Here is an 11,086-nt window from a genome sequence, read left to right on the forward strand (position 1 = left end):
CGCAGGGCCCCAGGGCCCGGTCTACCCGGGCTGCATTTCTGCGGTTGACGTGACAGACAGTCAACTTCCAACCAGCCGCTACAGTCTGGCCCGTAAGCGGCATCTGCATGCAGGTATGCGTCGGGCGCATACGGATACGACCGATCGGGGGAGAGTGCTGATGGACTGGCGTACCGCGGCTGGAGCGGCCGCACGGGCAGGGGACTTTGGCCGGGTGGTGGAGCTGAGCCGCCTCGCCCAGCAGATGACGCAACTTCAGCTTGGCGACCTCGTAGGCCTCTCTCAGTCGGCGGTCTCCCGGATGGAGCGGCGCGGACCTGGGGGCACGTACGACATGAGCCTCCTCGGACGTGTGGCGGTCCATCTGGGCATTCCGGCCAGCCTCGTCGGTCTGGCCGACCTACCAGCAGGGGCATCAGTGGAGCGACGCGACTTCCTCGGGGTTGCCGCGGTTGCAGCGGCTGCGGCAGTGACCCCAGCCGTTGCGGCACCCTCTGCGCAGCCAGATGCCGGACAGGCCGCGGCCCTACGACTGGGCACCGCGTCGTATCGGCGCCTCGACGGCTCAGCGTCCTCCCGCGACCTCGCCGACGTCGTCCGTGGGCACATCCGGCTCATCCAGCAGCTGAGCACCGCCGGTGGCGATCGGGCCCGACTCGCTGCGACCGGGTCCGAGGCTGCGTCTTTCGCGGGCTGGTTGGCGTGGGACATGGGTGACCACGGGTCCGCCCGATCGTGGTACGGCCAGGCGGTCAAGGCCGCACGTACGGCTCGGGATGGGCTTCTCCTGGCCTACCAACTGGGCAGCCTCGCCCAGTTCGAGGGGCATACCGGGAACGGGAACCAGGCCCTCACCCACACTCGAAAGGCCCGAGCTGCGCTTGGGATCAACGCCCCTGCCATCGCCGACGCGTGGCTCGCTGCCACCGAGGCGCTGGCATACGCTGCGTGCGGGGATCGCGACCGCACGGACCAGGCGCTCACTCGCAGCCGGGCGCTCACACTTCGGCTAGGTGAGGAAACTCCGCCGTGGCCTTGGGTGTTCACGTTCGATGAGCGCAAGGTCCAGTCGGCGCGGGTCGCCTGTGGAGCCAGGCTCGGTGTGCCGGAATGGGTGCTGTCCGTCGGCACCGAGGCCCTGGCCACCGGACACGCGAAGGGGCGCGCGTTACTCATGATGGACCTCGCCGCCGGCCACCTCGCGGCCGGTCGCATCGACGGCGCGTTCGCCATCGCCAGCCGAGCCCTGGACATCGGAATCACCTATCGGTCCGGCCGGATCGTGGAGCGAGCCCGAGCACTGCGGCGTACCCTCACCACCACGGCACCGCCCCGCGTGGTGCAGGAGTTCGACGAGCGTCTACATGACGTGTACCTGTAGGAGGGGCAGCATGAGGCTCGGGATCACCGGCCACAGGGGGCTGAACGCGGACGTCGAACGGCGGGTCCGCCAGCTCCTAGCCGTCGTCGTGGACACCCACCAGGGCGACCTCACTGCCGTTTCGATGCTTGCTGATGGGCCCGATTCGTGGGTCGCGGACCTGGTCCTCGCCCAGGGTGGTCTCTTGGAGGTCGTTGTCCCAGCCGAGGCTTACCGAGACGGCCTGCCATCGGAGCACCACCCGACCTACGACCGACTGCTCAGCCGAGCATCGGACGTTCACCACACCGGAATGTTCGCGTCGGACACCGCCGCGCACATGGCTGGCAGCGAAATCGTGGTCGGCCTGGCCGATATCGTCGTCGCAGTCTGGGACGGGCTCCCCGCCCGCGGGTACGGCGGTACTGCCGACGTCGTCGCCTACGCACGCCGCTGCGGCGTTCCTGTCCAGGTGGTCTGGCCCGACGGTGCGACTAGGTAGCCGACTGATCAGTAGCCCGATAGCGTCGCCCCACACCAGACCCGTCCCAGGGGGGACCATGCGCACCCGTACCACTGCCGCGGCCGCCGTTGCCGTGCTGCTCGCTGTCGGCTCGGCCGCCTGCTCAAGCTCGACCACCAGCTCGAAGGGGGCGGCCGCGGCACCGAGCAGCGCGGCCGCCGCTCCGCAGACCCCGGCAGAATCAGCGCCTACTGTGCCCCAGGCGCCGGCTGACGCCGCGAAACCGGCAGCGCCTGCACCCACAGGTGCGACGCCGTCCGGGCCGCCGCCGTCCCCGGACGCCGCGGTGGTCGCGGCCTACATCGCGGCGTTGACGGCCATCGACCCGGAGATCGTGAACAACAAGATCGACCGGACCGTGGACCGTGGTCGCAACCAGTGCTCGTCCGTTGCCCAGTCGCCCAACGATCAGGCAAAGCTGATCGACCTCACGGGCAAGCGGTTCACGGGGCCGAATCACCCGGAGGGCTTCGGGCCCGAGAAGTCGAAGCGGATCCTTGAGGTCGTCCGCAAGCACATCTGCCCGACGTACTGAGCCGGGACGCAGGAAGGCGCCCCCGCCCGGGCCGGAGCCGGGGCGGGGGCGCTGTTACGTGGTGTCGAGGTGGGCGGTACGGCGGTCGACGCGATCGACGGCATCGCGCAGCGAGGACCCCGAGTTGGGGTGCAACTCGTGTTCCACGGTGTCGAGGCGGCCGTCGATGCCGTCGAGGCGGTGGTCGAACTGGTCGAGGCGTGCCATGACCCCGAGACGGGCCGGGACGCCGGGACGTTCGGGCGTTCCGGCCCAGTCGTCGGCGATCTCGTCCACCCGGGCGGCGAAGCGGGCGGCGCTGCGGAGGACCCGCCAGGCGAGGCCGACCGCCGCGGCGAGGGCGACGGCGACCGCCGACCACAGGACGGCGGTGTCGACGGCGGAGACGCCGGTCTCGGTCACGGGCGGCTCGCCGGGTCGGCGCCGGCCGGGAGCAGGCTCGCCGAGCCCTTCCGGCCGACGAAGCGCGCGGCCGCGCTCTTGGCGGCGGCGAGCAGCGGTATGAGGACCGGCACCCACCATGCGGAGAGGCTGCTCGCCTCGGTGATGGCGTAGGCCAGGCCGGCCTCGGCGGCGGTGGCGCCGGTGCGCTCGGCGACGTCGAGCCAGTACGCGCGGGACGTGGTCATGCGGATCTCCTAGTCGGTGACGCTGAAGTGGTGGGTCTCGCCGAGGCGGGAGAGGGTGGTGTGGCCGGGGGTGCCGTCGGCGTCGGCTCCGGTGTAGCCGCAGCGGCGCTGCCAGGCGGCGTACGCGGTCACGGTGCGGGTGCCGAACGAGCCGTCCACCCACTGCCGTTCGAGCAGGCCCTCGTTCGCCAGCGCCTGCTCGACGGCCTGGACCTCGTCGCCGTAGGTGCGGTGGCCCTGGTCGGCGCCGGGGTCGGTGCGCGCCGCGGCGACGACGTGCGCGAGCGAGACCGCGCGGCCGCCGGGCAGGGTGCCGAGCAGCTCCCGCAGGCTGTGCGGGCCGGGCACGCCGTCGGCGTCGGTGCCCTGGTAGCCGAGGCTGCGCTGGAACTCGGCGTAGTTGAGGGTGTCGGCGTCGGTCCACGTCGGACCGGGACCCTGCTGGTAGTGCCCGCCGAAGCCGCGGTCGACCAGCGCCCGGCCGACCGCGGTGACCTGGTCACCGACCGCCCCGTACCCGTATGCCAGGCCGCCGACGACCACCTGGTAGCGGGCCGGGACGTCCTCGGCCGGCGTCGGCGCGGGGGTGGGCTGCGGCGCCGGGCCGCTGCCGTCCGGCCGCGGGGCGCCGGCCCGCACCCACGCGTACAGCGGCCCGCCCGGGCACGATGTGGCGTAGCCGTCCCGATGCCCGAGGATCTCCGCCCCCGCGCCGCCCTCGGCCCGCAGCCACTCGATCGCGTCCCGCAGGCCGCCGAGCTGCGCCGCGCTGGGCTCGGTCAGTCCCTTGCTGCCGAGCATGGCGCACACCGCGTAGTGGCGGCCGTTCAGGATGGGGTTGCCGTTGGCGCCGGTGCGCCGGTGCGCGCCACGGCCCTCGTAGAGGAAGCCGTGTGGGCAGACGACGGCGTTGTAGGCGATGTCGGAGTAGTCCTCGGTGGTGTCGGCCAGGTGGCTGGCCTGGAGGGCGCGCATCCGGGGTGCGCACCGCTCGTGGTCGTCCGCGAGCGCGGGCGGGACTTCGGTGCCCTCGTAGTGGATTTTCACGCCGTCGGTGCCCGCGATCGCGACGAGCTTGTACTTCGACGGTTGCGCGCCCCAGTCGGCGCGGGGGACGAACTGCATGGGTGCCTCCAGGGAATGGGAAAGCCCCGGGCCGATGGCGCCGGGGCGGATCGATGTCAGGTCAGGCCCCGCACCGCAGGATTTCCCGTCTCGGGGGCGGAGCTCGGGCCCGGTGACGGGAAATCCTGCGGTGCGGGGCCTGTGTCCGTTCAGGAGGTGCGTTGCAGGCGGAGCCAGGAGAGGGCGGTGAGCGTGGTGGGGGTGGCGTAGGAGGCGGCTTGTGCCCAGAGGAGGGTGAGCGGTCCGGCGGCGACGGTGACGATGCGCGCGGTCAGCTGGCAGGACGTCAGGGTGTTGGGTCCGCCGACGCCGTAGGTGCCGCAGCTGAGGGGCTGGCCGGGGATGGAGCTGTGGGAGGCGTAGGCGGCCTGGCCGCCGGTGGCCGGCGCGGCGAGGGACCAGCGCATCGCCGTGCCGGACGGCGTCGTCCAGTCGAGTTTCAGCCCGCCCTGGTTGTACTCGCCCGCGTAGTACAACGCGCCGTCCAGAAGGTACGTGGCGCCGGCTTCGAGCGGGATGGACAGGTGCGGGTCGGGCAGCAGGGTCGTGCTGGTGGCCCGGGTGGTGTCCAGGGTCTTGGCGACGTCGAGCGGTGAGATCGCGGCGAGCTGGGCACCGAGGATGCGCTGGCCGGCGGCCCACGGGGGGTAGGGCACGAGTGGTCTCCTCAGAGTGCGGTGACGGCGGGTTGCCGGAGCCGGACGTCGGCGCCGGCGGGCAGCGCCTTGATGACGCCGTTGACGGAGCGGGTGACGACGGCGGTCTGGGCGGGCCCGAGGGTGGTGAAGTCGCCCCACGCGGCGGTGACGGGCAGCGGTGTCGTGGACGTGGTGGAGAGGATGCTGCGGGTGCCGATCTGTCCGGCGGTCGTGAGCGAGGTGTCGGTGGCCTCGGCCTGCCAGGCCGAGGGTTCCGTGGTGCCGTCGAGCCAGGTCCGGGCGCGCAGCGTGCTGCCCACGGCCTGGAGGCGCAGGCCGAACCGGCGGGCGGGCGCGTGGGTGAGGGTGGTGGTGTACTGCTGGAGCAGCGTCTCCGTCCCGGCCAGCCGTTTGCGGAGGGTCAGGATGACTTCCTGGGCGGTCCCGAACTCCAGCCGGGCCAGGTACATGTTGCTGCCGTCCTGGTAGCGGGCGGTGAGGGCGACGAACTGCGGCCCGCCGGTGGCGAGTTTGTCGGTGGCGACGGTGGCGCGGAGGTCGACGTCCGGGCCCGGGGCGGGCAGCAGGGTGTAGCGGGAGACGTTGATGGAGCCCATGGAGACGAGGCCGCGGCCGAGCAGCGCGGCCCGGATCGCGGAGACGTACCGGCGGAAGGCATCGGTGCGCGCCCCGGAGTCGCGTACGGTCCGGGTGTTGACGCCGCCGGGGAAGAAGTTCGCCCGGAGGGCTGCGCTCATCTCCAGCTGCACGCCGGCTGCCGTGCTCGTGCGGTTGCAGAGGTTGGCCGGGTCGGTGCCGGAGATCTCGGAGGGGGCGGTGGTGACGCGGAATCCGGCGGCGCCCAGGGTGCGGGTGAGGCGGTCGACGAGGACGGTGTCCAGGCCGCCGATCGCGGTCTCGGCCAGGCCCGGGGTGCCGCTGTAGCCGTGAACGGACAGGCAGCGGCGGGCAGCGGCGACGACGGCCAGGCCCTGCGGCTCGTCGAACACGGTGCTCGTGAGGTGCAGGGTGCTGTTCCCGGTCGGCTTGATGCCGGCGAACTCGTAGTACGCCATCGTCGTGCCACCGGCGGACACGGCGCGGGCGACTTCTCCGGAGCCGCCCTCGATCGACCCGCCGTGGATGGCGATGGCAGCCCACCGGGCGCCGGCCGGAACGGCGGCGGTACGGGTCCATGCCGTCCCTTCGGGCTCGGCGGCCGCCAGCGCGGCGAAGCTCGGGTAGGTGTCGGCCACGTCGTCAGCCTCCTTGGACGGCGTAGTCGGCGGCGGTGCCGCCGGTGGTGGTCCAGGCCTGGCCCGAGGTGGCGGTGCCCCAGCCGCCGGTGACGGCGCGTTCGAAGCGGTCGCCGCGGGCGCCGATCAGGTCCAGGACGCGGACGTGTTCGCCAGCGACGGCCAGGTCGAGCGGCAGGTCGACGAGGTCGGTGGTCCAGGCCGGGCCCGTCGTGGTGGTCAGGAGCAGCAGTGTCGCGGTCGGGGTGGCGGCCGCGGCGAGCCGGGTGCCAGCGGTGTCGGCGCGGCCCTGGTCGGGGTCGGCCAGGACGGCGACCTGCCAGGGCCCGGCGGGCGCGCAGTTGGCGGTGATGTCCCAGTCGTACACGCCGATGTTCTCGCTGTAGCCCTCGAAGAGCAGGGCGACGGTGGTGGGGCCGTCCTCGGGCGGCATGCCGGTGATGTCGATCCGGTCGCGCAGGTCGAGGGCGAGGACGGCGGGGATCAGTCGGGGGGAGGCCGCGAGGTCGAGATGGACCTGGGGGAACCGCGTGCCGTCCCAGGTGCCGAGGTGCAGGAGCCATCCGGCGATGTCGGGCAGCTGGGCGTCGCGCCACAGGGAGCGGGTGACGCCCTCGTCGTAGCGGCCGACGCCGGCGGGCGGGGGCTGGGTGCCCATGCTGCTGGTCGTGTCGAGTGCCCGTGCGCTGGACCCGCCGGCGCGGGTGACGGTGATGTCGTTGCGCACGGCCTGGTCGTCGTCGGCGGGCTCCAGCGGCGGTGCGACGTCGCCGCCCGCGTAGTCCAGGAGGAGCTTCGGCGGCTGGTTGTAGGCGGTGTGGCCGGCCCGGTACCAGAGTGAGAGCGCGTCCAGGCGCTCGGCCAGTACGCCGCCGTCGCTGTCGGCCGCTTCCTGGAGGAGGGCGAGCAGCGCGCCGGGGCGCTGGGGTCCCATGGCGACTTCGGAGTCGATGTCGCCCCGGAGCTGCACCGGCACGCCCTCCTCAGCGCACAGCCGCTCGATCCGTTGGCTGGGCCGGTCGCCCTCGTACCCGTTGTCCGCGTGGTTGTAGACGTCGGCCGTGGTGTCGAAAACTGCCAGGTGCCCGAGGGACATGCCGGCCAGTGCGTCGCCGATCTGGGCGTCGATCTGCGTCGGTGTGCCGAGCGTGCCGGGGTACGAGCCGGAGCTGGTGGAGTCGGTGCCTCCGACCGGGTACCAGACGAGGTTCCAGGTGACGGAGGAACCGGTCTGGAACGCGGTCACGAACAGCTGGTGCCATCCGGGGCCCGTGAACTGCACGGGCACGGTGAGGGAGTCGAACACCGTGCCGCCGTCGGCGTCCAGCCCGTAGAAGTGCACGACGGTGCCGTCGAGCGCGCCGGCGTCGAGCACCCACGTGCGCACGGTGCCGGTGCTGGACCATGCGAGCAGCCGTGACGTGGTGGTGGGGAAGGTGTCGAGCTGGTAGAGGAGGTGCACCCGCCATGTGGTCGGCGGTATGGCCGGCGGCGGGACGGTGCCGTGCAGGCGGGCTCCGGCGCGCACCGTGGGCAGGGGCGCCGATCCGGTGAGGTCGGTGTTCGCCCCGTAGTCGAGGCCGGTGGTGTCCAGTGGTCCGACGCCGGGGATCGGGCTGGCGGACTGGGTGGCGCCGCGCTCGTCCTCCATGGGCCAGTACGCCAGCGGCAGGCCGGTGGGGATGGAGCGGCGAAGTGTGGACTGGAGCGGCGCCGCTCCCTGGCCGAGTCGTCGCGCGGGGCCCGCGGCCTGGAGGTGGACGACGAGGTCTTTGCCGGAGACGTCGCGTCGCGGTGTCCAGGAGGAGACTTCGCCGGTGAACCGGTCGGTGAGGTCGGTGATGGTGGCGCCGCCAGTGGTGGTCCAGGTCCTGCCGGCGGGGTCGGTGAACGCGACGGTTCCGGGGGGCTGGACGGTGAAGTCGGGCGCCGCGACCGGCGGCCCGCCGATGCCGCCCCGGATTTCGGCGCGCAGGACGCGCATCGGCGCGGCGCGGAGGCTGAGCTGGGGCTGGTCACCGATGTCGAGGGTTGCGGTGCCGGGGTGGACGGAGGTGGTGCCGGTGTTGGTGACGGGGCCGCCGAGCTGGGTCCACGGGCCGGACAGAGAGGGGGCGCTCCAGAACGTGGCGGTGTGGCCGCCCGTGCCGTCGTCGACATCGAGGGTGACCCGGACGGCGATGCGGCCGTCCGGCGTCGGCTGGACGGGAGCGGTGGCGACCGCGGCCCGGACGGCGCCCACGGTGCCGTCCGGGCTCCAGTTCAGGCCCGGGTAGCCGTTGATGATGTACAGGACCCAGGATCGCTGGTCGCCGGCGGTCAGGTAGCGGCTGATGATCTGGTGGTGGGCGTCGTCCGTGAGGACGGTGCGCTGCTCCAGCTCGACACGGATGTCGAGGTCGCCGGTGATGCGCAGGGCCGGGTCGTCGGGGGTTGTGGCGCGGGCGCCGGCCGCGGCGGGGACGTCGAGGTAGCTGCTCAGCCTGGGCACGCGGACCCGGATCGGGGTGTTGCGCCCGATCAGCCCGTACAGGGCCCCCGCGGCGTTGCGGGGGGAGTAGCGGCCGCCCCTGTTGTCGAGGGTCATGGTGCAGGTGGCGGGGTCCGCGCGGGAGCCTTCGTCGTGGCGGCCGCGTTCGATGTGGATGCGTTCGCCCAGGCGCACGTCCGGGGTGATGTCGCTCCACGCGCCGGCGAGTTGGAGTTCGACGCGGACGGCGAGCGGGGTGGTCGGGAAGGCCACGCGGCCCCCCTTTCTACGTGAAAGCGGTCTGGACGTTGCCCTGCCCGGCCACGCGGGTGATCCGGCGCATGAGGCGCTGCATGTCGGAGTCGGCGCCGGCGGTGTCGAGGATGATGCGAACCTCGACGACTCCCCCGCCGCTGGCGCGGGAGAGCGGGGTGACGGTGGCGCCGCCGGGCAGGGACAGCAGCTCGGGTCCGGCCTCGCCGACGAGGACGGTGCCCGAGCCGGTGATGTGGCCGCCCTGGGCGAGCATGGGGATCGTCGGCATGGAGAAACCTTTGCCGCCGAAGTACGGGATCCAGTCGGGTGCGGTGAAACTGAGCCGGCCGACGGTGTTGTTCCAGAACCGGGCGACCGCGTTGAAGGCGCTGCGGAAGGGGCTCATGATGGTCTCGGCGAGGCTGGAGAAGCCAGAGACGATGCGGCCCGGAAGGCCGGCGATGAAGTCGAACGCCGAGCTGGCACCGGCGCGCAGAGTGTCCCAGTGGCGGCCGATCCAGGACACCGCCGAGGTGAACGGCGACACCAGGATCCCCAGGATCAGGGGCCAGTTGTTGCCGATCCAGTTCCAGACGCCGCTGATCTTGCCCCAGACGGCGTCCCAGCAGCCGGTGACGATGTCGCGGAACTGCTCGGAGCGCTGCCAGAGCAGGACGACGGCGGCGACCAGGGCCACGACGGCAATGATCACCAGCGTGATCGGGTTGGCCGCGAGCGCGGCGTTCCAGGCCCACTGTGCGGCGGTGGCCACGGTCTGGATGCCGGTCCAGATGCCCTGTGCGGCGGCCCAGACCATCGTGGCGCCCTGGACGAGCAGGATGGCCCCGGCGACCACGCCCAGGGAGATCGCGAGGGGCTGCACCCAGGACGCGTGCTCCGTGCCGAACTGCACCAACTGGCCGCCGACGTCGGCAAGTTTGAGCATCGTCTCGCGCTTGAAGCGCTCCAGAGCCGCGGCCGGGTTGTCGGAGACGGTCCGGGCCATCTGGTCGGCGGCCCCGGCGACGTCGCCCAGCGCCGCCGTCGCACTGGACGGATCGAGAGCCATCAGGGCTTTCTGCGTGTCCTCGCTCTTCGTCCCGAACAGGGCGACGGCGGTCGCGTTCCGTTCGACGGGGTCCTTCATCGCCCGCAGCCGGTCGAAGACCTGGTCGATCGAAGCCGCCGCCTTGGGGCCGCCCTCGACGAAGACCCTCTGCATCTCCGTTCCGTTGAGACCGATCTTCTTGAATGCGTCCAGGGTCTTGGTCTCGCCGGCCTGGGCGATCAACACGAATTCCTTGAGGGCGTCGGCCACGCCGTCGGCGTCGCGGGCGCCCGCCCGAAGCCCTTGGGCGAGCAGGCCGGTCGCGGCTGCTCCGTCCAGGCCGAGCTGTCGGAACTGCGTGGCGTACTCGCCGACGGTGTCGATCAGGTCGCCGCTCTTGTCGACCCCGGACTGCATCGCCTTGACGATGATGTCGAACGCCTCGTCGGCGTCCTTGACGAGGCCGGTGCGCATGAACTGCCCGGCGGCGGCAGTGGATCCGGCGACGTCCACGTCGAAGACTTTGGCCAGCGCCATCGCTTTGGTGGTGATGCGCTCCAGGCCGGCGCTGGCCGCGTCGCCGCCGATGTTCTGGGTGACGCCCTTGATCGCGTCGTTGACGTCGCTGGTGCTCTCGCCCCAGGCCTTCTTGTAGACGGCGGCGGACGTCTTCGAGAGTTCGGCGGCGCGTTCTGCGCCGACGCCGAGCTGGGCGGCCAGTTTGTCGGAGGCGGCGCCCATGTCGAGGGAGTCGACGACGCCCTTGCCGAGTGCCCCGGCGACGCCGGCGGAGATCCCGGCCGCCGCGGTCGCGAGCTTCTCCTTCATCTGGCCCAGGACGGCCGATGCCTTGTCCTTGGCGATCAGGTTGAACACGAGCGACGTGTCGGAGGCCAAGGTGGATCACCCCCTCGTGTTCATCGCTGCGTGGCTACCGCTGTGCGCGGGCCTCGTTGATCTGCTGCTCGTAGGAGTCCAGCCAGGCGTGGACCCGGTCGGTGTCCTCGACGGTCATCAGCTGCCACTCCCACGGGCGGATCCCCAGGAGGTGCGCGGCGTCGCCGATCCGCCTCATCCGGCGATCGGCGGCAGGACTTTTCCCTCGGGCTCCTCGTAGGCCTCGGCGATCTCCCGGTCGAGCTGGGCGAGGACGGCCGCCGCGGTCGCGAGCTTCTCCTTCATCTGGCCCAGGACGGCCGATGCCTTGTCCTTGGCGATCAGGTTGAACACGAGCGACGTGTCGGAGG

The 11,086-nt window shown here is 72.2% G+C and carries 11 protein-coding genes; 3 read left to right on the forward strand and 8 right to left on the reverse strand.

Annotated features, from left to right (window positions below; genetic code table 11):
• Positions 1 to 160 precede the first annotated feature (160 nt).
• Genes ACIQOW_RS08355 through ACIQOW_RS08365 form a run of 3 tightly spaced genes read left to right on the forward strand, consistent with a single transcriptional unit; the run spans position 161 to position 2,418 of the window.
• The gene (locus ACIQOW_RS08355) at positions 161 to 1,381 is read left to right on the forward strand and encodes a helix-turn-helix domain-containing protein (protein WP_401081112.1); all 1,221 of its coding nucleotides are present in this window, start codon (positions 161 to 163) and stop codon (positions 1,379 to 1,381) included.
• 10 nt (positions 1,382 to 1,391) lie between these two features.
• Positions 1,392 to 1,862, forward strand: a complete 471-nt coding sequence (locus ACIQOW_RS08360; RefSeq protein WP_401081115.1) for a hypothetical protein — start codon at positions 1,392 to 1,394, stop codon at positions 1,860 to 1,862.
• Between the two features lie 58 nt (positions 1,863 to 1,920).
• The gene (locus ACIQOW_RS08365) at positions 1,921 to 2,418 is read left to right on the forward strand and encodes a hypothetical protein (protein ID WP_401081118.1); all 498 of its coding nucleotides are present in this window, start codon (positions 1,921 to 1,923) and stop codon (positions 2,416 to 2,418) included.
• Positions 2,419 to 2,472: 54 nt separating this feature from the next.
• Here the strand turns inward: ACIQOW_RS08365 and ACIQOW_RS08370 are convergent, their stop codons facing one another.
• From ACIQOW_RS08370 to ACIQOW_RS08405, 8 genes are all read right to left on the reverse strand, one after another.
• The gene (locus ACIQOW_RS08370) at positions 2,473 to 2,820 is read right to left on the reverse strand and encodes a hypothetical protein (protein ID WP_401081121.1); all 348 of its coding nucleotides are present in this window, start codon (positions 2,818 to 2,820) and stop codon (positions 2,473 to 2,475) included.
• The gene (locus ACIQOW_RS08375; protein WP_401081124.1) at positions 2,817 to 3,047 is read right to left on the reverse strand and encodes a hypothetical protein; all 231 of its coding nucleotides are present in this window, start codon (positions 3,045 to 3,047) and stop codon (positions 2,817 to 2,819) included. The genes ACIQOW_RS08370 and ACIQOW_RS08375 overlap by 4 nt, the downstream gene beginning before the upstream one ends.
• A gap of 9 nt (positions 3,048 to 3,056) precedes the next feature.
• Entirely contained in the window at positions 3,057 to 4,172 is a 1,116-nt protein-coding gene (locus ACIQOW_RS08380) for a peptidoglycan-binding protein (protein ID WP_401081127.1), read from the reverse strand.
• A 149-nt stretch (positions 4,173 to 4,321) separates the two neighbouring features.
• Positions 4,322 to 4,828: a hypothetical protein gene (locus ACIQOW_RS08385; protein ID WP_401081130.1), complete on the reverse strand. Its 507-nt coding sequence runs from the start codon at positions 4,826 to 4,828 to the stop codon at positions 4,322 to 4,324.
• An 11-nt stretch (positions 4,829 to 4,839) separates the two neighbouring features.
• On the reverse strand, positions 4,840 to 6,066 hold the full coding sequence (locus tag ACIQOW_RS08390; protein ID WP_401081133.1) for a poly-gamma-glutamate hydrolase family protein: 1,227 nt from the start codon (positions 6,064 to 6,066) through the stop codon (positions 4,840 to 4,842).
• A 4-nt stretch (positions 6,067 to 6,070) separates the two neighbouring features.
• Positions 6,071 to 8,809 (reverse strand): hypothetical protein, encoded by a 2,739-nt coding sequence (locus ACIQOW_RS08395; RefSeq protein WP_401081136.1) that lies wholly within the window; start codon positions 8,807 to 8,809, stop codon positions 6,071 to 6,073.
• Between the two features lie 13 nt (positions 8,810 to 8,822).
• Complete coding sequence (locus tag ACIQOW_RS08400; RefSeq protein ID WP_401081139.1) at positions 8,823 to 10,736, reverse strand: phage tail tape measure protein; 1,914 nt, start codon at positions 10,734 to 10,736, stop codon at positions 8,823 to 8,825.
• 34 nt (positions 10,737 to 10,770) lie between these two features.
• The gene (locus tag ACIQOW_RS08405; RefSeq protein ID WP_401081142.1) at positions 10,771 to 10,914 is read right to left on the reverse strand and encodes a hypothetical protein; all 144 of its coding nucleotides are present in this window, start codon (positions 10,912 to 10,914) and stop codon (positions 10,771 to 10,773) included.
• Between the last annotated feature and the right edge of the window lie 172 nt (positions 10,915 to 11,086).

The organism is Kitasatospora sp. NPDC091335 (assembly GCF_044757205.1).
Taxonomy (GTDB): Bacteria; Actinomycetota; Actinomycetes; order Streptomycetales; family Streptomycetaceae; genus Kitasatospora.